The organism is Clostridioides sp. ZZV15-6597 (genome assembly GCF_020657815.1).
In the GTDB taxonomy this organism is placed as follows: Bacteria; Bacillota; Clostridia; order Peptostreptococcales; family Peptostreptococcaceae; genus Clostridioides.
The window spans coordinates 1-22,279 of sequence record NZ_JAGWCT010000038.1 but is presented as its reverse complement, the minus strand read 5'-3'; the positions used below and the strand labels follow the sequence as shown (position 1 = coordinate 22,279).

Here is a 22,279-nt window from a genome sequence, read left to right as displayed (position 1 = left end):
CCCCTAATCTTTTTTGTATTTTGACCTAATACTTCTTATAACTAAGCATAGCCCTATTATAAAAGAAATAAAGAACCCTGCTATAGCAGTAAATTTTATCCATATATTATTTTCTATATTTGGTGATGCAATTATAAGTGAAGAACCTACTATAATCGATGCTAACACTAAACTCAGTGATATTTGAGACGTTAACTCTAGTATACAATTTTCTAATCTTATCATTTTAACATCTTCAATTTGCATTTTTATATTATTTCTTTCTACATTTCTTAAGATTGCTTTTAACTGTTTTGGAATAGTTTTTACATCAAGTAATATCTCTTCTACATTTTGTCTTGAGTTTAAAACTACATTCTTTGGATTGAATTTATTTTTATAATGATGCTTCATAAATTCTTTTCCCATAGAGCCAAGAGAAAAATCTGTATTTAAAGTTCTACTTGTACCCTCTAATGTTATAATAGTCTTTGCAAGTGTTACAAACTGTGCAGGCATAATTATCTTATACTGTCTAAAAAATCTAAACAATTCATTTAATATATCTGTCACATTTATCTTTTCTATAGAGATATCATAATAGTAATGTATTAGATACAGTAAATCCTGTCTAAGACCTTTAACATCAGCTTCTCCATTTAATGCATCCATTTCTATTAACAAGTATATTATTTTATCAACATTTTTTTCTACACCAGCTAATGCAATTTCATTTAATTGGTTCAAAGTTTTGTTATCAATAATTCCAATCATTCCAAAGTCTATATATGCTATCTTGTTTTTACCAACTATAAATATATTACCTGGATGTGGGTCTGCATGAAAAAAACCATGTGACAATACCTGTATAAAAAAAGACCTAACACCTATTTCAACAATAGTTTTTGTATTGTAGCCTAATTTTCTTATTTTTTCTACATCACTTAACTTTGTACCTTTAACTTTCTCCATTACTAAGATTCTCTTACTGTTATATTCTGAATATACTTTTGGTATATATACTTCATCACTATTTTTAAATATCCTAGAAAATTTAGTTGCATTTATAGATTCAAAATTGTAGTCAAGTTCTCTCATTAATTGAGTTTGAAATTCTTCTATCATTTGTTCTAAGTCTAAATTAAAGTCTTTTTTTAAGTCTTTTAATGTATGCGCAATAGTTCTAAGAATCTCCAAGTCAGATTTTATTATCTTCTCTATATTAGGTCTTTGAATTTTTACAATTACTTCTTCTCCTGTTTTAAGTATTCCTTCATAAACTTGACCAATTGAAGCTGCTGCTATTGGTTCTTCTTTAAATTCTGAGAATACTTCCTCTATGCTCAATCCTACTTCTTCTTTAAATATTTCAATGGCTATATTTGAATCAAACTTCTCTACATCATCTCTAAGCTTTGATATTTCATCAATTATATCTTGGTCTAACAAGTCTTTTCTTGTACTCAATATTTGACCTATTTTTACATATGTAGGTCCTAGTTCTTCTAAGACTCTTTTCATTCTCTCACCAGTTGTCATATTTTTTATTTCTTCTGGTGGGTCAAATAGTGGTATTTTATATGCTATGCCCTCTATATTTAATCTTTCTACAATAAAGCTAAAACCATACTTTATCAAAATATATCCAATTTCTCTATATCTCTTTAAATTCCTATAACTTATTCTCAAATTTTTTCACTCCTAGAATAGGTATACCCAAAAACTTACACCTTAATTTATCTATGCCTACGACATTATTTTACTAATTGATATTATAATATCTTATATCCTCTTTAATATTTAATTTTATCACATATACTAGTAATTTTATTAAATTTCTTTAACTCAGTTAATTTTTATTTTTGACATTTCATACCTATTCTAAACAACTGCTTTCTCAAAATTAAAATAAATTAGTGGTTGCCTCAAAACAAATTTAAACATGTTTTGAAACAACCACTCTTTAATTATTATTTTTGATTCTGTGCTGCTTCTAAATACCATTGATATGACTCATCAATATATTTTTTATCTTCTTCAGTAAGTTCTCTAACTACTTTTCCAGGAGAACCCATTATTAAAACTCCTGGTGGAAACTTTTTATTAGATGTAATTAATGTACCTGCTCCTATTAAAGTGTATTCTCCTATTTCAGCATTATCTAGTATTATTGAACCCATTCCAATTAAAACATTGTCACTAATCTTGCAACCATGAACTATTGACCTATGTCCTACTGTCACATTATTCCCAATTACAGTATTTTCATCTCCATGTACTATTGAACAATCTTGTATATTAGTATTTTCTCCAATAGTTATTGGCCCTTCATCTCCTCTAACTACTGCATTGTACCATACACTTGAATCTTTACCGATTTTAACATTTCCAATTATATCTGCTGATTTTGCTACAAAGACACTTTCATCAATTAAAGGTTTATCTTCTAAATAATCTCTAATCATATATAAACAACTCCTCTAAGATATAAATTTAATTATTTGCTCCTTCTAACATTAATTTTGCTTGTATCATAATAGAACATTCTGTACGCTTTCTTTGCATTTCACAGCCCAACTCATATGGTTTTGATATATCATTGTTGAAATTTATTGCATTGGCATGACATCCACCTGAACAATAGAACTTATTCCAACATTTTTTACACTCTTCCTTAGTATATACATGAGCTTCTCTAAATGTATTTTTTAACTTTTCTGGAAGTACAATTTCTTTATCCAATATATTTGCCATTTTAAATTCTTCATTTCCAACAAATTGATGACATGGGTATATGTCTCCACTTGGTGTTACAGAAAGATACTCATTTCCAGCACCACATCCAGTTATTCTCTTTATTACACATGGTCCTTGATTTAAATCTATCATAAAATGGAAAAATTTAAATCCATCTCCTTGTAATTGTCTATCTGCATACTCTACAGCAAATTTCTCATATTCATCAAATATCTTTGGTAAATCTTCCTCCCTAAGTGCATATGGATTACTTTCATCTCCAACAACTGGCTCTACAGATGTTAATTTAAATCCTAAATCTGCAAAATGCATAACATCTTTAGAAAAATCTAAGTTATCTCTTGTAAATGTACCTCTTATATAATAATACTTATCTTTTGCTCTTCCTTCTACAAGTTTTTTAAATCTTGGCAATGTAATATCATAACTACCTTTGTCATTTAAAGTTGGTCTCATATTATCATTGACTTCTTTTCTTCCATCTAAACTTAAAACTACATTATGCATATTTTCATTTATATAATCTATAATTTCATCATTTAACAGCACACCATTTGTAGTTATTGTAAATCTTATATTTTTATTATAATCCTTTTCAATACTTTTTCCATACTCAACTAATTGCTTTACAACTTCAAAGTTCATTAGAGGCTCTCCACCAAAGAAATCTATCTCTAAGTTTTTTCTACTTCCTGAATTAGCAATCAAATAATCTATTGCTGCTTTACCAACTTCAAAACTCATAAGTTCTTTTTCTCCACCGAAATCCCCTTGAGCAGCAAAACAATACTTACATTTCAAATTACAATCATGGGCTACATTTAAACATAGTGCTTTTACTACAGGCTCTCTATGTACAAAACTTGGATGATATTGATATGTATCTTCTGTATATAAAAGACCTTCTTTTTCTAAATTTAATATTTCTTCATATGCTTCATTTATTTTTTCTTCTTGATATTTAGATTTTAATATATCTAGCACTTCTTCTTTACTTTTGTCTTTATAAAAATCTAATAAATCGTATGCAACATCATCTAATACATGAACAGCTCCTCCATTCACATCTAAAACGATATTATATCCATTCATAGAAAATTTATGTATTATACTCATAACCTACCTCCTAAACTACTATCTATACTAAAGTTTTTTACTGTTTTAATTAAACTTTACCCTTCATTATATCATACAGTTTGCTTAAAATACATACAATACAAAAATGACTTACTACTTGTAAGTCATTTCAATGGATACACTATATCCCCCTAAATTAGCACACTTATACATTACAAAATAAAGTATATTATGTGCTCATAAAATATTTGTTCATAATTGCTTGTTTTATATTTATTAAAGTATAACAATTTCTTTTTTATAATAATTATATGTAAGTAATTTACTTGCTTTATATTTATTAAAGCATAATATTTTTTTATAATGATTTCATATGAATAATTGCTTGTTTTTAATTTATCTTTTTTAAATTCTTAATTTCTTTTGGTACCTTAGGTTGATGTATAATCCATGGACAAGTGCTATTTGCTGACAAAATTGCAGTACTCAGTGCTAATGAACTAGCACACTTCATAATTTTCACAATAAACTTTTTCATAATTTAATTCTCCCTCATACACATTTTACTTATACTTTTTTTAGATTTTAATTTACCTAATACTAGCATTATACAAATCCAAAACATTGCAAAAGCACTATATATAAAGTAATCCATAAACACATTTAATGAAAAACTTGAAACTGTCATTAACAAGACTACTGTAGATATAGATATAGCAATTTTTTTATAAGTTAACTTTTCTACCTCACTTATAGGATTACTTTTATGCTCTACTGGACACATAATACAAATTCCAATCCAACTAATACTAGCAATAATCATAATAATATTTTTAAATAAATCTACATTTAGATTTTCTATAATAAATATTGTAGATAAAATTATAAAAACAAAGGTTAATAGACATCTAAAATAGTTATTTGCATGATACCCTCCAGAAAATTGTCTTATTGGACAGTAACATATTAAAAAAAATAATATATATGTAAATTTCCCAAATAAAAAACCTAAGAGTAGTATGGTCGTTATATTAACTATAAAAGCAATTAATATTTCAAATCCATAAGAATACACCCTAGATTCATTGCTATCTATCATATTTTTATAAATTAAAACAGATGTCATTTTATCAGCATATCTCTTAAACATTATTACCTCCAGAAAAAAATTTTACATATATAGAATAGCGTCTTTTTTGAGAAAATTCAATATATTTTTCAAAACTAGTTATTGAAATTGTAAAACTGGTCAAAAAAAGACCTATATAATCATTTTGTTATTTTTTATATAATAAAAAAGTTATAATAAAAGAGTTTTATTAAGCTTTATATGCATAAAAGCACATAACTTATAGCGTATAAGTTGTGTGCTTTTATTTTTATTATAAATCTTTAATTTTATATTTATTTTTATGATATATCTTAGCTTTGCTTTTATTTTCATAATATATATGTTTAACTTTGTTTTTGCTTTACATATTGGAGTGCTTTTCTATTCTGTTTTACTGCCTCTAAACAAACTTTTTCTGTTTGATTTTCTACATATTCCAAAGCTCTGTAATTCTGTTTTACTGCTTCTAAGCATAGCTTTTCTGTTTGATTTTTAACATATTTCAGCATTCTATAATCTTGTCTTACTGCTCTTAAACAAACATCCTCTGTTTGTTCTTTTACATATTTAAGTGCCTCAAAACTTTGATTTACTGCTTCCAAGCAAACTTTTTCTGTTTGCTCTTTTACATATTGTATAGCACTGTAATTTTCTTTTACTGCCTCTATACACATTAATTCTGTTTGCTCTTCTATATATTTAAGAATATTTCCATTTTGCTTTACTGCCTCTACACATATTTTTTCTGTTAGTACCTTTATATAGCTCAATATCTCTTTTATTTCAAAGTCTTTAAATGAGCCCCTTATAGCTTCTATACATATTTCTTCGGTCTGTTTCTTTACATATTGTAATACTTTTCCATTCTGTCTTACTGCCTCTAAGCAAATGTCCTCTGTCTGCTCTTTTACATATTGTAGTGATCTTCCATCATTTCTTACTGCCTCTAAACAGATTTCTTCTGTCTGCTTATTTACATATTGAAGAGCCATATAACTTCGTCTTACTGCTTCTATACATATTTTTTCTGTCTGTTCATTTACATAATACAAGGCAAAATCATTTTGCTTTACTGCTTCTATACATATTTCTTCTGTCTGTTCTTCTACACAAGGCAATGCACTATAGTTTTCCTTTACTGCTTCTAAACATATACTATCATTTTGTTCCTTAACATAAGCTAAAGACTTTCCATCTTTTTTTACTGCTTCTAAGCATATTGTTGGAGTTTGCTCTTTTATATCCTTTAATATTTCTGCCACATCATTTTTTGATGCCCTTTCTATTAATTCTAAGCATACTTCTTCTGTCTGCTCTTCTACAAATCTAAAAACTTCCATAACATCATGAGTTGATGCACTTCTTATAGCCTCAATTAATATATTTTCTGTCTTGTCATTTATGTAATATAAGGCTCTGTAATTCTGTTTTACTGCTTCTATACATATAGCTTCGGTTTGATTTGTTATGTATTTGAGAGCTTTATAAGTCTGTTTTACTGCCTCCATACATACCCTATCAGTCTTATCTTTTACAAATTCTATTATTGTACCATCTTGCCTTACTGCTAGTAAACACATTTCTTCAGTTTGATTTTCTATGTCTTTTAATTCTCTATAGTCATATTTCACTCTGCTTAAGTCATTTAAATGCACATTATTATCTTCTTCTGAATTATCCTCATTAGTTTCTATATCATCCTCAAATTCTTCATCATCTAAATAGTCATCTTTTTCTGGCAAAAACATAGATTTAATTTTATTTTTTATATCCATAAAATTAACCTCCTTTAATACGATTTTATCATTAAAGTAAAGCATTTTTAAGTATTTATTTAATTAATTTTATATTAAGTTCTTTTAAAAGTCCATTCATTGTCGATAGATTCTATTTTATATTAATAATTTAATTATAAACATGCGGGGTAATAAAGTTAATAGTGGACATTTTCCATCCCATTAGTATACACTATTTATATTTAATACTCATTTATAGTTATTTTTTTCAATTTTTTCATCATTTACTATATCATATTCATTTAATTTATGATATTATTTAAATATAATATAAGTTTTATAAAGTATATTAAATATATTATAAGATGGAGGTCGAGTAATTTTGAAAGGAAACATAGTACAATATAATTTTGCAGATATAGAGGAAGAAGTATATTCATTGGATTATGCTATAGCATGGAATACAGACGAGGAAAACGTAAACATTATACCATTTACAAATAAATTCTGTAAAGAATCTATAGAATCTTTTTGTTTAGGTAAAATTGACAACTTTGTTGAAATATTAAATGAAGGCTTTGTTGAAAATCATCATTATGTACATTTAGATAAGATGGTAAGTGTTCCTAAGAAAAAAGTTAATTTAGTATATCAACAAGACACATATGGTTCTCTTTTAAGAGATAGCAATAGTAATCTTATTCCTGTAAAAATAACTTCAGAACAATCTAAGTCTATATCAAATAAGGTTGATTTATTTTGTGCTGGTGAAGAAAAATGTTTAATTAATATATTACTAAAGGCTGACCCATCATATGTTTTGGATGTAGATAGCATAAAAGATAAGGACATCTTAAATTTAGGTTATAAATCTATTGATAGATACAAAGAATACAACTTTGATGATGATAAGATTTTAATATTTTTTATCAATAAAAAGCGTTATTCTGTAATTATGAAAAAAACAAATAATTCTAGTGGAGATTTAGCTACTAGAAACAATCTTATTAAGGAGTTATTTGCTAATAAAGCAGGAAATATCAACTAATCTTAGAATTTTAATGTGCTACTTTTTAATTAAATAATAATATACAAAGTGGGAGTAGAAAAATCTACTCCCACTTATTTATAATAAACAAATAAATCCATAAATCTATTGAGTGATTATAATTTTTAGATTGTACTAGCTTACATTTTTAAATTTACATTTTAAAATTTAAGGTGCACTTTCTATTCTAAACTTTAATCTCTACATCAATATCATCAACTGTAACAACTTACAATTAAATCTTTAATAATCAAACCTTAGACCATATATATTAAAACTCAAATTAAATTTAGGATTTATTTGGATATCACATTAAAATTATACATTCATATTCAATATCTTAAGTTCTTAATTTATTTTACCCTTAATTCTATTATTAAATACTTTTAATTATTTTTCAATACAATATCAAATTTTAACATTAATAATTTTAAGTTTAAATTTATTTCGTAAATCCAGATACTTTCCACACTCCACCATCATTTATAACATCAATATTAATGTCAGAAAAACCTAATTTTCCACCAGCCTTTTCTACCCCATCATTAGCAAATATTACATTATAACTTTTTTTATCTTTTTCTTCTTCTTCTCCTAAATCCATTTTTTCTATATATACAATTGTATCGCTATTAATATAATCTGGTAAATTCATTTCAAATCTAGTATCATTAAAAAGTTTGCGATTATCCGAATTAATAAATAAAGTACTTATCTGACTTTCTACATCCATAGTTGCTAACAACTCATTTGTATTATTTTCTTCCATAGCCTTAAGATGCATTCTTATTAAATCTTCATTACTCATTTTTGATATATCCTTATATAGAGAATTAGTTTTATCTATACAGTTATCAACTATCCACACATTTAAATCTTCTTTTTTTACTTCTTTAAAAGTATGTCTTTTTAAACTAATAGCCTTTCCTTCATGTCTGCCTGAATCAATGTATGCTCCTACAATCCTTCCATCATGTCTTATTACAATTCCTCTAGCATCTAATAAAGGTTCAAATGAGTCTGGTAATGGTTCAATTAAGCTATATATCTCAGCAGTAATGTCATTTGAATTTAAATTAGAAAAATCTAATCCTATATCTTTAGACAGTTCCATATTATAAGCCCAATATATTTTCTCTGTTGTATTTTCTGATGAATATTTAAAATTGTTGGGAAGTGTTTTTCTTTGAGACGATATAAGAAAACTTGGTGTCCAACTATACTTTTTAAAAAGTTCATTCACATCATTAGTAACTTTTGTATTTTGAGGTTTAAATTCATCAAGAGAGTTTATTAACCTGAAAAAATCATATGGTAAGTTAAATTTCTCATTATTGTATTTAATCTCTCCAAAATTATGTAGATTATCATATGAGTAGTTTATAATTTTTTGCTCATTATTGCTATTATAAAAACTTATCTTTTGATTCTTTACAGCTACCCCACTCATATCTCTATCCTCAAAATCAGTTACCTTACTCATAAAACTTAATATCTCATTTATTAATTTTTCATCTGTAACTACAATTGGTTCATAGTTTTTTTCAGCCTCTCTATTAAACTTATGATAAATTTCTATTCTCTTTGTATCTTTCAAATCTGAATATATTTTGTTGTACTGCTTATTATCTATTAAGCTACGTTCTGTACTTAAAAATAATATTACAAAAGCTAAGACAGGTAAAATTATGATAAATAGTTTTGTTTTTGTAATTTTCAAATTGTATACCTCCATTAAATATATACTCTTTAAACCATTCACCCTTAATATATATTACCATATTTCAAGAGTACATCCACATAACATTAATACATATTCAGGTGCAATTACCTAAAAAATAAGTCTACAAAAAACACAAACTATAATTAAGGTATTATAAATTTTAATTTATAATAATAAAAAAGCCATAGCGTATAAAATAAACTATGGCTTTTCTTTACTTATTGAGTTATTCATATTATTTATAACATATCTACATGGATATTTTATATAATATAAGTTTGTAAATTACATATTATATATTTTATAAATTACATGTTAAAAGTTGTTTCAATATATCTTTTTATTTCTTCAGCAGTACCCATATTAAGTACTTCATCAGCTAATTTTTTCATATCGGCTTCTTTAACTGAAGTTATTAATTTTCTAGCAGGAAGTATTGATATTGGAGACATAGAAAACTCGTCTAATCCCATACCTAAAAGTATTGGTATCATTTTTTGGTCTCCAGCAGATTCTCCACACATACCTGCCCACTTACCTTCTTTATGTGCATTATCTATAACTGTCTTTATAAGTCTTAAAACAGCTGGATTAAATTGATTGTAAAGATAGCTTATCTTTTGGTTCATTCTATCAACTGCACAAGTATATTGGATTAAATCATTAGTTCCTATTGAGAAGAAATCTACATGTTTAGCAAGTACATCAGATATTACAGCAGCAGATGGTACTTCTATCATCATACCGATTTCTACATCTTTAGCATAAGCTATACCTTCAGAATCAAGTTCTGCTAACACTTCTTTTACAACTTCTTTAGCTTGTAATAATTCTTCTAAAGATGAAATCATAGGGAACATTATTCTCAATCTTCCATGAACACTTGCTCTATATAACGCTCTTAATTGAGTCTTAAATATATCTGTTCTATCTAAACAAAGTCTTATTGCTCTGTAACCTAAAAATGGATTCATTTCAGGTTCCATAGTCAAGTAACTTAACTCTTTATCTCCACCTATATCTAATGTTCTTATAACTATAGGTTTACCTTCCATTCCTTCTAATACAGCTTTGTAAGCTTCATATTGTATTTCCTCAGTTGGGAAAGAATCTCTATCCATATATAAAAATTCTGTTCTATAAAGACCAACACCTTCAGCATCATTCTTTATTAGACCTTCTATATCATTAGGAGTTCCTATGTTACCAGCTAATTCCACATACTTCCCATCAAGAGTTACTGATTGCTTTCCTTTTAATAATTGTAATGCTTTTCTTTCTTCTTCATATTTAGCTTTTAACTCAGTATATTTGTTTATAGTATCTTCATCTGGATTAACGATTACTTCACCAGTATCTCCATTGAAAACTACAAAATCTCCATCTTCAACGTTTGAAGTTATATCACTTAGTCCAACGATTGCAGCGATTTCTAAAGTTCTAGACATTATAGCTGTATGAGAAGTTCTTCCACCTATATCAGTTAAAAATCCTAAAACCATTTTTTTGTTCATAGTTGCTGTATCTGATGGAGTTAAATCATGTGCTATTAATACTACTTCTTCACTTAAAGCAGATAAATCAACAACTTTGATTCCTAATATATGTCTAAGTATTCTATTTGTAACGTCTTTTATGTCTGCTGCTCTTTCTTTCATGTATTCATTGTCCATAGACTCAAACATGCTAACAAACATTTCTTTTATTTCATTTAAAGCATATTCTGCATTTACATTTTCAGTTTTGATTTTATCAATTGCAGAACCAATTAATTCTGGGTCTTCTAAAACTAATAAATGTGCTTCAAATATTTCTGCTTCTTCTTCTCCTAATTCTTGAGAAGCCTTTTCCTTAACTTTTATTAATTCTTCTTTAGAAACTACAACTGCATTTTCTAATTTAGCAACTTCCGCTTCAACATTATCTATAGATTTTTTCTCAATTACTAATTCACTATGCTCAACTACTAACGCTTTCCCTAAAGCAATACCAGGAGAAGCTCCTATTCCTTTGTAAGCCATAACCCTACCTCCTAAAAATATCTTCTGTATTTTGATTACAAATTTATAATTAAAAATATCTTACTTATTTCATCATTTAAAATATTTGTATTTTCATACCCAATTAACAATAATCTTAATCTTCTAATTAAATAAACATGAAAGTAACAAAGAAACTAAATATTTACAAACTTTTGTCTGTATATTTTTAATGTTTCTCTGTTACTTTTACTCTAAGCAATGATTAGATTATAAATACCAAATTTTTAGAAACTATTATATCTACTCTCCAAATCCACTTTCAACTAATTCAACCATTGCTGCTAAAGCTACTGCTTCATCTTCTCCATTTACAACTAATTTTAATTCTTCTCCTTGAGCTAAACCTAAACTCATTATTCCCATGATTGATTTTGCATTTACAGTTTTGTCTTTTGCTACAACTTCTACTGTTGATTTAAACTCAGCAGCCTTCTTAACAAACATTCCTGCTGGTCTAGCATGTAATCCACTTGCATTTTTGATACTAACTACTTTTTCCATTTTTTAAATCCTCCTATAAACCTAACATTTTATATTTTTTAAAATTGTTTTCCTATTTTTTACTTTAATGGCACTTAGTGGTACTTTTTTGTCCTATGGTACTTTTTTGTTCCCACTAGTGCTACAAAAATATTATACTACTAATATACACTTTTTTCGAGTATAATTACAAATTTTTTTTTGTTTTTTATTTAACTTTGATTTTTTAAGTCTTTTATAATACAATTTGTCAATAATTTTGTGTTTTTGTTCTTTTTAATACTAATTTTAGGTCTAATTTCAAAATTTGATGCTAAATTCTTATTAGAATCAATATTTGTATTTACAACATCTATAACCTTGTTAAAATCATATAATTTTACCCTATTTATACTATTTTCTTCAAGTTTTTTCTCATATACACAGTAAAATAAATCTTTATATGAAAAATTTTTGGGTAAACCAAGTGTCTCACCAAGCTTTGGTATTACATTTTCCATAACAGTTCTAAGCGAAACATCTCTTTTTATATTCAATAAGTTACAAATACATTGTATTGTTTCATTACTCATTCTTCTAAATCTATCAAAACAATACTCTTCATCATACTTATATTCTACATCAAAGTAATATTTAATACCATCGCATCTTTCATAAGCTTTCATAGTATCTAAATATCCTAATCGAATATTTTTTTCTACATTATCCCTATCTTTATTAAGAGAGCCACCTAAATATTCTGATGGTATTATGGTTTTTATATTTATATTCTGATGTTTGTTTAGGTTCATTTTTCCAAGAAAATCATCAATTAACCTAATTACAACAACATCTTCATATCCTTTATCTTCTAAAAGCCCTATTGGCATATTATCACAAAACATTCCATCCAAATACAATTTATCATCCATTACATTTGTTTGGAAAATAGGCAAACTAGAACTAGCAATTAAGTAGTCAACCAATCTCCCTTGTGGCATATCTTCTATATACAATGGATGAGGATTAATTTTTTTATCCCACCAAACCGTAACAAGTCCAAAGTCTTTTTTTGATTTTCTTATTATATCTTCATTTAATGTAGTTTCCATTAAGTGTCTTAATGGGCTTATATCTATACCTTCATTTTTTCTGGCTTTATTTATAAGTTCAAAAACTGCATTGATATTTTTCGTAGTGAAATCTACATTTTTAAATCTCTCATAGCTTTCTTTGTCAATATTCATAAAATGAGTATAATCATAGTTTAGCCAAATATCTTCCATTACCTCAATATCATTTTGAATTATATATGCTCCATTTAAAGCCCCAATTGATGTTCCTGTTACTCCTTGAAATTCTATACCAAGTTCTCTTAAAGCTTTATATGCGCCTATTTGATAAGCTCCTTTTGTTCCTCCACCTTCTAAAACTAATCCTTTCATATTATCACCTACTATTTAAAGCGTTCCTGATTTATATTCCTCAGCAAATATTAATTCAAAAAACTACTTTTAGTTATTGGAGAAAAATAAAATTGCACAAATTTATTTTTATTTTATCAAAAAAATATTCAAAAGTATATATTTTTAATATTTTTTATATGGTTAACTTTTTCTTTATAAATTTAGATAAATTATTAACATACAACGTATTTTTTCATAGCCATGTTTATTTATATACCCAAAGAATCTATTACTAATTTATCTATTTTTATCTGCAATTTTTCTACTTTTTCTTTATCTATTTTTTCATTTAATAAAATTGATATTATTTGTTTTGATAAATCCTCTATTTCTTCATAATTATTATCTCTAAAAATTCTTATCTTCATAACCTTATTAGGATAATAATCATATATATTTTTACTCATTTTTTTGGCTGTTATTTTAAAGTATTTATCATATACACTAGAATTTAAAATTCCAACTAAATATTCATATGAAAATTTATCTAAATACTCATCTTTTATGAAAAAAGAATATACATCTGCACTTGAAAAATTATTATCATAATCTATAGCAAATCTATTTTCTTTGGATTTATATGGATACATTATCTTTTTTCTTTCGAAAAAAAGCTTTTCTCTACCCCATTGAAGTTCATACCACTTTCTTATTCCACTTTTACATTCTCTTCTATTTTCTAATTTTGTCTTATATACACCTATAATTTCATCAAGTATTTTCTTGTTTTTAACCTCATCATCTATATCATTTGAGTATATTAGCTTATATTCACTCTTCTCTACTACATACTTGTTTATATTTTTGCTTTTTATCCAATCTTTTAAAAGCTTCTCATCTACAAAATCTAATTTTGAATCCCCTTCACTTAAAATAAATGCTTTATCACATCCTGTAATTATACCTTGAAAGCTTACAGCTATATCTTCTAGGCTATATTTACCTTTTTCTTGTATTTTATTATAAAAAGATTCATTATCCTTATTTACAATTATCCACTCATCAGAAAGCAAGTTTTGATTTATATTAAAATATTCAAATTTACTACTGTTTAAAAGTTCTTCTAGTGTTTTAAATTTATTTATAGATACATCTTCATTCTTTATTCTAAATATATCTATAGGTGTATCATTCAATTTTTTTTTATTAAAAGTAAGAATGCAACTAGAAACACCTATGTTTTTAAATATATTTGCACCCAAAAAATCTACTACTTCTTTAATATTAACATTTGACTTAATATAATCTCTCAAATCTTTTCCTGATAAACTTTCTAAGAAATACCTTGGAGTTATAACACTTCCTATTCCTCCACATTTTAAGATATCTATAATCTTTTTATAAAAACAAAAATATAAGTCAGCTTTATCTTTATAAACCTCACTGTATTTTTCTAAAAGAAATTTTTTATATTTTTTTTCAAGTTTTTTATGTCCAATATACGGAGGATTACCGACTATGTAATCAAACTTATATCGCCAGTTTTTCTTTAGACTATCACAACAAAATAGGTTGATTTTAATATCGTCATATTTTAAATCAGTTCTTGTCTTTTTGTTTTTTAAGCTATCTTTTAGTATATTTATAGCATTTTCATCAATATCAGCACCATATATACAATGGTTTAATATATGATTGTGTATATTATCAATTTTCCAATAATTTTCATCGTATTTATTTTTTAATTCATAAATATTTTTTTCAAATAAGTCATATAAAATATCATATACTTCTAAAAGAAAGTTTCCACATCCACAAGATATGTCAAGAATTCTCGGATATGGATTTTTAATTATATCGTGATTTCTCAAGGTTTTTTTAACAATATAATCGACAATGATTTTAGGTGTATAGTATATTCCACCTGCTTTTTTAGTATCTACATCTAAACTATTCTCATACTCTTTAGATAATAGAAAGTTATCTTGAGATATATCATCCATAACTGAAAACCTCCAACTATTAGCTAAGCTAAAAATTTATTATTCTAATATCTGTCTTATAGATTTTCTTGATAAAAGTTTATAGATTTCTTTTTCTATCTCTAGTAATTCCTGATTTACCTTGCAACCTTTTAAACAATTACTACAATTAGATACATATCTAGTACATTTATTTATATATATTTTCCCATCTATTATTTCTACAATCGTTCTCAAACTTATTGTATCCAATGATACATTTAACATGTATTTCTTTCCATCTTCTTTATTAAAAGTAAGTAAGTTATTTGCACAAAGTTTTCTAAGTAGTTTATATAATGTTAATATTGGTATATCTTCATTTTTTAATATTGTTTTGACATCTATTGGATTGTTTTCTCCATTATTAAATATAGCTCTTACAATTCTTATTGCATAATCTACGTCTTCTGAAATCATTATTCCACCTCCTCAACTGCCATATATTCCTTCAAAAGACTCTCTTCTAAACTTATATTACTTCTTCCAGTAAGAAGTTCCTTGTAACTACATTCATCTATTGGTTTAGAAAATACATAACCTTGTATAAAATTACATCCCATACCATTTAAAACTTTAACTTGTTCCATATCCTCTACACCTTCACATATAACAGTTAAATTTAAATCATGCGAAAGATTAACAATGGCTTTTATCATAACCTTTGTTTTTGAGTTAGTCACTATATCTAATATAAGTGACCGATCAATTTTTATAACATCTACTGGTATCCCCTTAAGATTGACAAAATTTGAGTTACCTATACCAAAGTCATCCAATGATATATTCATACCTAGAGATTTAATTTCATAAAGTCTCTCACTAATAAACTTTACATCATTTAAAGCTGTTGTTTCTGTTATTTCTATTTCTACAAGTTTTCTAGGAACATTATATGTATCAAACATTGACTTAAAAAAATCTACTAAATCATTCTTATAAAGTTCTACTCTAGATAAATTTATTGAAACTGGTAAAACATTTATCCCTTCTGAAATCCACTTATCAATAGTAATAAAAACTTCCTCAATCACCCATCTACCAATATTATTTATCAAACCACTTTTCTCAGCTATAGGTATAAAATTATTTGGAGCAACCATACCTAAAGTTGGATGAATCCATCTTATTAATGCTTCTGAACCTATAATTTTATTTGTTCTTGAATCAAATTTAGGCTGGTAGTGAATTATGAACTCTTTGTTTTTAATAGCTAAAAATAAATCTTGTTCTATTTTCATAAGTGATTTTATTTCTTTTTCCATAGCATCATCAAATTCCACATATTCTATATGCTTTAATCCTTTTGATTTAATTCTTGCCATATCAGCATTGTCTATAGCTTTTTTTATGTCAATTTCATTACTATTAAATTTATAAATACCAATAGAAGCTTCAATGTTTATATTCATTTTAAAACTATCTATCTGACTCAAGGTCACAATTTTATTTTTAATAAGGTTTACCAAATTATGAATCTTTTCATCTCTATCTTCAAGTTTTATTATTAATACAAAGACATCGCTTTTTAACTTTCCATAAATAGCTTCATTTCCAAAATAATTTTTTAAGTTGTTTGAGATATTGTCTAATACTTCATCCCCTAGCTTATAACCATATATATCATTTATAAGTTTAAGTCTACATAAATCAAAGCATGCTAACACACAATTTTCTCTCTTATTAGCAAATATATAGCTTTGAATATGTTCTAAAAAATTATCATTCTTAGTAATGTTTATAAGTTTATCTGAATTACTTGTGACATCTAAATTAATTTCATCTTCATATGTCTTAACCTTAAGGTATGAAATAAACATACTTATGCTAAATAAGATTAATAAAATCAAAATTTGACTCTTAATGTCTATTCCAATATGCCTTGTAAGTAAAACTATTCCTAAAATCCCAATTATAATAAAAACTATTTTATTTAACCAACAAATTTTCATTATATTTTTTTTATTCATATAAATTCCCCTATATTATTTTTTAAATTATTTTATGAGCAAACTTTTTCTATATTCTATATTAATTATAAGGCACAATTGATAGTAAATCAATCTAACTTAAAATCACATATAAATAACTCTATTTCTACGATTTTATTTCTCTATTTTTTGCAAATACCAACTAATTTTGACAAAAAAACTATGAAATCAGACATATATAAAGTAGTCTGTAGTTTCATAGTTCTTAAATCTAAATAGTATTTTTAGTATGAAATTATACTTTTAATATAATTCACACCTTTGTATTTTTAATTTAATTTTTACATTCAGATAATAATTAAATTATTTATTTCCCTTAGAATCCAAATATGAAAGTATACCTTGAACAATTCCCTCTGTAAGTTGCTCTTGATATTTCTCATTTATTATTTTTTGCTCTTCTGAAGGCGTTGTTAAAAAACCACACTCTATTAATATAGCTGGCATATTTGATTCTCTAAGTACTTCAAAATTATTTTCAATTATTCCTCTATCCCTTACTTTAACATAAGATACTATTGTACTTTGAACTGTTTGTGCAAGTTCTTTTGAGCCATCTGTAGCTTTATTTCTATACCATGTTTCTATACCTGTTGCTGTATTTCCATTTTTTTCTGCATTTAAGTGTATAGAAACAAGTACATCCGCAGAGCTATTTTTTGCTAAGTTTACTCTATCCATCAATGATACATATGTATCATCAGTTCTAGATACAACTACTTGAATGTCTTTTTGCTTAGCTAATTTATTTGCTAATTTCTTTGAAATTTGTAAAGTGAGGTCTTTTTCATATCTGTTACTAGTTTTACTTTGAGTTCCTTTATCATTTCCTCCATGACCTGGATCTATAAATACAGTATATTTTTTGTTTTTATTTTCATTTTCATCACCAAGGTCAAATTGTTCTGAGTCAACTTTTTGTTGTTGATTTGTTTTATTATTTTTATCCATCCCTTTGACCAAAGCTACTACACCTTGAGTAGCCTTAAATGCAATAAATAAAAATAACACTGTAAAGCAAATCAGTAGTACTAACTTTTTTTTATTTATTTTTCTTTTTTTTCTGTTCAGATGGCTGGTATTTTTAGATTTGTTTCTTGAATTATTGTTATTATTGCTTTTTGACATTTCTTCACCCTTCTTGGTATAGATTTTTACATTTTTTCATATTATTAGTGTTATTTTACCACCAAGAAGTTTTTTTTTCAATAATTTAAAATACTCTACAATCTAAAAACTGAAATTTCTTAATTATCCACCTAGAGTGACATCTTGTGTATCATACCAACTAAAGGCATCTTTTATATCATCACCTTTGAAATCTGGCCAGTAATTATCTATAACATAAAAGTCTGCATAAATTGATTGCACAGGCAGGAAACCGCTTAATCTACGTCTTCCACCCCATCTAATTATCAAGTCCAGTCTTGACACATCAAATGACTGTATGTAATCCTGTATGTTATTCTTATTTACATTTTCTACTCCTGATATATTATTTAAATCCCAATACCATCCATAATTTACCAGTAAGTTTGCTCTTATCTGTCCTTCTTTAGCTTGAATTCGATTTGTATATGGTAATAATTCTTCTGGGAACATTGGAGATTTTGTGTTTCCAACAACTAGTAAGGCTGCACCTTCTTCTATTAGTATATTTGCTGCATCAATACATGCTTTTGTAAACGCTTTCGTCTGAACTGATGGACGTCTTGTATTATCCGTTGTAAACCCATAAAAAGTTACTTCTTCACAACCTAAATCTCTACATAATCTATAAGATTCTAGTCCAGGATCTATTCCACTTTCATATCCTCTATCCTTTGTCATTCCATTTTGACTTGCCCATCTTCTATTTCCATCTGGTATAATTCCTACATGTTTTGGTACTCTCATTTCTAATCACCTCTTAATAGGTATTATTATCAAAATATTACATTATTAATCAAAACTGTAACATTAAATACATTTATTTTTATATAATTATGTAGTAAACTAAATTAAGATAGAGTTAAAAAAACTTGGAGGTTTCTCATGAAAAAAATTTTAATGTTGTTTTTTTCAATAATCTTATCCTTTGGAATGGTTAGTTGTTCTTCAAGTAGCGATTATAAAAACGTTTCTACATCAAAAATTGAAAAAGCATTAAAGTCTTCTGATTTACTTATAAAAGAATCAAAAATTTTTGATGCAAAAGAATTTAATTATTTTAATGATGTGGAAGAAGACATTACACAAGGTTTTGTAATCAATTCTTCTGAAAAATTATATCTAGAAGATATCATTGTCATAAAGACTGATGATGTAAATAAAATCTATAAAACTCTAGAAAATTATAAAAAAGACATGATTCAAGCACCTTTTGGAGAAGGACATGGAGAAAAAAGCAATTCTGAAATAGCAAACAATACTATCGTTGAAAAAGCAGGTAAATATGTTTATTTGATTTCTGCTGAAAATGCATCTCAAATAGAGGAAAAGATATTAAGTATTATAAAAAAATAGATATTAGTTATCTAATATCTACCAAATATCAATGTAATTTTCATTTTAATAATATTGTTTAATGAAAATTACATTGATATTTCTTTATTTCAATTCCTTTAAAATAATCTTTTTCATTTAGATCCCCATCATAGATGGCTATCCAATTTTTATGACTTCTTTTATCTTATCTACAACACCATTTTCAGTATTTCTTTTTGCTCTAAATCTAGCAATTTCTTTCAAATACTCATTGGCATTCTCCATGGCATAGCTATGATAAGCACTCTTCATCATTTCTACATCATTCAATTGGTCACCAAATACCATAGTTTCTTCATATTTTATATCTAACATTCTTTGTACTTTTTTTATGGCACTTCCCTTATTTGCACCTTTTGCAGTTAAATCAAGCCACTCTACCCCAGAAATACATACTTGAGCTCTATCAGAAAACTTGTCAAAGTAGATACTATTGTTATGTTCTGCACCTTTGAAATCAAATATAGCTATCTTTAATATATCACCTTCTACTTTAGTCAAGTCATCTACAACTTTAAACTTTGCATAGTAAGTACTAACTTCTTCTATAAACGCTTCATCTTTGCTCTCTATATAGGCGTATTGTTTACCACTCATTACAATTTTTTTCCCTTTTATACTTCTTGTTGTCTCTATGATTTCATTTACTAACTCTTTATCCAAGGGATTTGATAATATTTCTTTTCCTTTATATACTACTAATGTTCCATTTTCTGAGATAAACATCATATCATCTTTTATATCTTCAAATTTTTTTATAAGATTTTGATACTGCCTGCCACTTGCAGCAGAAAACATTATACCCCTCTCTCTTAATTTTTTAAATACTTTATAAAACTCTGGATTTATTTCGCTCTTTTCATCTAACAAAGTTCCATCTAAGTCTGTTGCTATTAATTTTATCATACATTTCCTCCCCCAAATTATATAATTTATAATTATTTTTTATTAATTTTTATCAGTTTAATTTTTCAATTCCTATTATACACCAAAAATTCTAAATTACAATTTACACCTTTTGTAAGATGATATAACTACATTCAGGAAAATATTTTTTTCAATATATACACCAATTTATAAAAATTTAAATCTTTATATAATTATATTCCAAGAAAATTAATAATAACTACACGCTTCCTTCTATAAAATATTATAAAAATAATTATATTATGACAAACTTATGCTAATTTATTGTGTTTTTTATTGCTTATGTAACAATTTTTTAATATAATTAACTATGTGTAATTAAAAAATTTAGAAAGTAGGGGATATTATTGTCAGGACTCAAAAAGTTCGTTATATTTCTAGCCCTTTTAGTCATAGCATTTCCTGTTAGTGTATATGGATATGTTTTTACTAAATTAAAAACTATCCAAGATGATAGTATAAATACAGAGGCTCTTAGCAGTAATGACTATAAAAATGAAGAAGATATTACAAATATATTATTATTAGGTACAGATGCAAGACCAGGTGAAGAAGTTTCTCGTTCTGATGCCATGATGATATTAACTATTGATAATAAAAATAAAAGTCTTAAATTAACTTCATTAAATAGAGATACGTATGTCAATATACCAGGACATGGAGAACAAAAATTAACACATGCTTATGTATATGGTCAAGCTAATTTATTAATAGAAACTATAGAAGAAAATTTCCAACTCGATATACAGAATTATGCTGTAGTTGACTTTTTTTCTTTTATGGATATAGTTGATGCTCTAGGAGGGGTTACTGTTACAGTTGATAAGAGTGAAATAAGAGAATTAAACAAATTTATACCTGAAACTTACAAATGGAATAAAAGCTCTGACAAAGGCTCTCTTGAGTATATAAGAAGTTCAGGTGAGCAAAAATTAAATGGATATCAAACACTTGCATTTTCTCGTATAAGAAAAAATGATAGTACAGATGAGAGAGATAGAAGACAAAGAAGTGTTATACAAAGTTTAATAAATGGTGTTAAGGATTTACCAGTTACCAAATATCCTAATCTAGTTAATACTATACTTCCATACGTTAAAACTAATATGAGTCCTAATGAAATAATTTCTCTAGGAACAAAACTTTTAAGTATTGGAAACTTAGACTTAAAATCAATGGAATTCCCTCTTTCTACTGAAAATGGTAGAAAAATTGGTAGTGCAGGCTATGTAATTCCTTTTGAAGAATATGAATTAGATGCAATGCACGATTTCATATTTGAAGATATTATGGTTGAAGAGTAAAATATTTATTTAAAGTAATAAAAAATCATGTACAGAATTTGACAGTAAGTGCATACCTTTCAAGAAGCAAATTATTTTGTAATTGACAGGTGTGTACTTATTTTTATTGTAAAAAATATACAAACCCTATTTTTCTTTAAAATTTTAATTAATTTTTTACATGATGTACTAC

At 26.2% G+C, this 22,279-nt stretch carries 19 protein-coding genes; 3 read left to right on the top strand and 16 right to left on the bottom strand.

Features of this window, described 5'->3' with window-relative positions; translation table 11 throughout:
- Positions 1-3: 3 nt before the first annotated feature.
- From KGF52_RS10395 to KGF52_RS10370, 6 genes are all read right to left on the bottom strand, one after another.
- On the bottom strand, positions 4-1,668 hold the full coding sequence (locus KGF52_RS10395; RefSeq protein WP_227827521.1) for an ABC1 kinase family protein: 1,665 nt from the start codon (positions 1,666-1,668) through the stop codon (positions 4-6).
- A 281-nt stretch (positions 1,669-1,949) separates the two neighbouring features.
- The gene (locus tag KGF52_RS10390; protein WP_227824277.1) at positions 1,950-2,444 is read right to left on the bottom strand and encodes a gamma carbonic anhydrase family protein; all 495 of its coding nucleotides are present in this window, start codon (positions 2,442-2,444) and stop codon (positions 1,950-1,952) included.
- A 28-nt stretch (positions 2,445-2,472) separates the two neighbouring features.
- Positions 2,473-3,852, bottom strand: coding sequence for a thioether cross-link-forming SCIFF peptide maturase (scfB, locus tag KGF52_RS10385; protein WP_227840120.1), 1,380 nt, complete (start codon positions 3,850-3,852; stop codon positions 2,473-2,475).
- Positions 3,853-4,204: 352 nt separating this feature from the next.
- Complete coding sequence (locus tag KGF52_RS10380; RefSeq protein ID WP_227434483.1) at positions 4,205-4,351, bottom strand: cyclic lactone autoinducer peptide; 147 nt, start codon at positions 4,349-4,351, stop codon at positions 4,205-4,207.
- Between the two features lie 3 nt (positions 4,352-4,354).
- Positions 4,355-4,963 (bottom strand): accessory gene regulator ArgB-like protein, encoded by a 609-nt coding sequence (locus KGF52_RS10375; RefSeq protein ID WP_227827523.1) that lies wholly within the window; start codon positions 4,961-4,963, stop codon positions 4,355-4,357.
- Positions 4,964-5,268: 305 nt separating this feature from the next.
- A complete protein-coding gene (locus KGF52_RS10370; protein ID WP_227840119.1) occupies positions 5,269-6,699 on the bottom strand; it encodes a DUF4116 domain-containing protein in 1,431 nt (476 codons plus the stop codon).
- Positions 6,700-7,042: 343 nt separating this feature from the next.
- Between KGF52_RS10370 and KGF52_RS10365 the strand changes: the two genes are divergently transcribed.
- Positions 7,043-7,708 carry a hypothetical protein gene (locus KGF52_RS10365; RefSeq protein WP_227840118.1) on the top strand — a complete coding sequence of 222 codons (666 nt, stop codon included), beginning with the start codon at positions 7,043-7,045 and terminating at the stop codon, positions 7,706-7,708.
- Positions 7,709-8,150: 442 nt separating this feature from the next.
- On the opposite strand, the gene KGF52_RS10360 is transcribed toward KGF52_RS10365, so the two are convergent.
- The 9 genes from KGF52_RS10360 to KGF52_RS10320 all read right to left on the bottom strand — a co-directional run bounded on the left by KGF52_RS10360 (position 8,151) and on the right by KGF52_RS10320 (position 19,246).
- Complete coding sequence (locus KGF52_RS10360; protein ID WP_227840117.1) at positions 8,151-9,428, bottom strand: DUF4830 domain-containing protein; 1,278 nt, start codon at positions 9,426-9,428, stop codon at positions 8,151-8,153.
- Between the two features lie 311 nt (positions 9,429-9,739).
- A complete protein-coding gene (gene ptsP / locus KGF52_RS10355; RefSeq protein WP_227840116.1) occupies positions 9,740-11,452 on the bottom strand; it encodes a phosphoenolpyruvate--protein phosphotransferase in 1,713 nt (570 codons plus the stop codon).
- Positions 11,453-11,713: 261 nt separating this feature from the next.
- A complete protein-coding gene (locus tag KGF52_RS10350) occupies positions 11,714-11,974 on the bottom strand; it encodes an HPr family phosphocarrier protein (protein ID WP_227827528.1) in 261 nt (86 codons plus the stop codon).
- A gap of 191 nt (positions 11,975-12,165) precedes the next feature.
- Positions 12,166-13,377, bottom strand: a complete 1,212-nt coding sequence (locus KGF52_RS10345; RefSeq protein ID WP_227827529.1) for a patatin-like phospholipase family protein — start codon at positions 13,375-13,377, stop codon at positions 12,166-12,168.
- Positions 13,378-13,607: 230 nt separating this feature from the next.
- Positions 13,608-15,341, bottom strand: coding sequence for an Eco57I restriction-modification methylase domain-containing protein (locus KGF52_RS10340; RefSeq protein WP_227840115.1), 1,734 nt, complete (start codon positions 15,339-15,341; stop codon positions 13,608-13,610).
- Positions 15,342-15,380: 39 nt separating this feature from the next.
- Positions 15,381-15,779 (bottom strand): RrF2 family transcriptional regulator, encoded by a 399-nt coding sequence (locus tag KGF52_RS10335; protein ID WP_227434474.1) that lies wholly within the window; start codon positions 15,777-15,779, stop codon positions 15,381-15,383.
- Positions 15,779-17,329 (bottom strand): GGDEF domain-containing phosphodiesterase, encoded by a 1,551-nt coding sequence (locus tag KGF52_RS10330; RefSeq protein WP_227827532.1) that lies wholly within the window; start codon positions 17,327-17,329, stop codon positions 15,779-15,781. The genes KGF52_RS10335 and KGF52_RS10330 overlap by 1 nt, the downstream gene beginning before the upstream one ends.
- Positions 17,330-17,653: 324 nt before the next feature.
- Complete coding sequence (locus KGF52_RS10325) at positions 17,654-18,478, bottom strand: N-acetylmuramoyl-L-alanine amidase (RefSeq protein WP_227827533.1); 825 nt, start codon at positions 18,476-18,478, stop codon at positions 17,654-17,656.
- 123 nt (positions 18,479-18,601) lie between these two features.
- The gene (locus KGF52_RS10320; protein WP_227827534.1) at positions 18,602-19,246 is read right to left on the bottom strand and encodes an undecaprenyl diphosphate synthase family protein; all 645 of its coding nucleotides are present in this window, start codon (positions 19,244-19,246) and stop codon (positions 18,602-18,604) included.
- A gap of 138 nt (positions 19,247-19,384) precedes the next feature.
- Here KGF52_RS10320 and KGF52_RS10315 point away from each other — a divergent pair, with 138 nt between their 5' ends.
- The gene (locus KGF52_RS10315) at positions 19,385-19,855 is read left to right on the top strand and encodes a DUF4358 domain-containing protein (protein ID WP_227827535.1); all 471 of its coding nucleotides are present in this window, start codon (positions 19,385-19,387) and stop codon (positions 19,853-19,855) included.
- 138 nt (positions 19,856-19,993) lie between these two features.
- Here the strand turns inward: KGF52_RS10315 and KGF52_RS10310 are convergent, their stop codons facing one another.
- Positions 19,994-20,782 (bottom strand): HAD family hydrolase, encoded by a 789-nt coding sequence (locus KGF52_RS10310; protein ID WP_227840114.1) that lies wholly within the window; start codon positions 20,780-20,782, stop codon positions 19,994-19,996.
- A gap of 368 nt (positions 20,783-21,150) precedes the next feature.
- On the opposite strand from KGF52_RS10310, the gene KGF52_RS10305 reads away from it, so the two are divergent.
- Positions 21,151-22,107, top strand: a complete 957-nt coding sequence (locus tag KGF52_RS10305; RefSeq protein ID WP_227827537.1) for an LCP family protein — start codon at positions 21,151-21,153, stop codon at positions 22,105-22,107.
- Positions 22,108-22,279: the final 172 nt, after the last annotated feature.

Bases quoted from the DNA above. Each gene is read 5' to 3' on its own strand.
- KGF52_RS10340 (WP_227840115.1), bottom strand. From the start codon at position 15,341: ATGGATGATATATCTCAAGATAACTTTCTATTATCTAAAGAGTATGAG.
- KGF52_RS10350 (WP_227827528.1), bottom strand. From the start codon at position 11,974: ATGGAAAAAGTAGTTAGTATCAAAAATGCAAGTGGATTACATGCTAGA.
- KGF52_RS10315 (WP_227827535.1), top strand. From the start codon at position 19,385: ATGAAAAAAATTTTAATGTTGTTTTTTTCAATAATCTTATCCTTTGGA.
- KGF52_RS10330 (WP_227827532.1), bottom strand. From the start codon at position 17,329: ATGAATAAAAAAAATATAATGAAAATTTGTTGGTTAAATAAAATAGTT.
- KGF52_RS10370 (WP_227840119.1), bottom strand. From the start codon at position 6,699: ATGGATATAAAAAATAAAATTAAATCTATGTTTTTGCCAGAAAAAGAT.
- ptsP (WP_227840116.1), bottom strand. From the start codon at position 11,452: ATGGCTTACAAAGGAATAGGAGCTTCTCCTGGTATTGCTTTAGGGAAA.
- KGF52_RS10310 (WP_227840114.1), bottom strand. From the start codon at position 20,782: ATGATAAAATTAATAGCAACAGACTTAGATGGAACTTTGTTAGATGAA.
- KGF52_RS10320 (WP_227827534.1), bottom strand. From the start codon at position 19,246: ATGAGAGTACCAAAACATGTAGGAATTATACCAGATGGAAATAGAAGA.
- scfB (WP_227840120.1), bottom strand. From the start codon at position 3,852: ATGAGTATAATACATAAATTTTCTATGAATGGATATAATATCGTTTTA.
- KGF52_RS10325 (WP_227827533.1), bottom strand. From the start codon at position 18,478: ATGTCAAAAAGCAATAATAACAATAATTCAAGAAACAAATCTAAAAAT.
- KGF52_RS10375 (WP_227827523.1), bottom strand. From the start codon at position 4,963: ATGTTTAAGAGATATGCTGATAAAATGACATCTGTTTTAATTTATAAA.
- KGF52_RS10390 (WP_227824277.1), bottom strand. From the start codon at position 2,444: ATGATTAGAGATTATTTAGAAGATAAACCTTTAATTGATGAAAGTGTC.
- KGF52_RS10345 (WP_227827529.1), bottom strand. From the start codon at position 13,377: ATGAAAGGATTAGTTTTAGAAGGTGGAGGAACAAAAGGAGCTTATCAA.
- KGF52_RS10380 (WP_227434483.1), bottom strand. From the start codon at position 4,351: ATGAAAAAGTTTATTGTGAAAATTATGAAGTGTGCTAGTTCATTAGCA.
- KGF52_RS10335 (WP_227434474.1), bottom strand. From the start codon at position 15,779: ATGATTTCAGAAGACGTAGATTATGCAATAAGAATTGTAAGAGCTATA.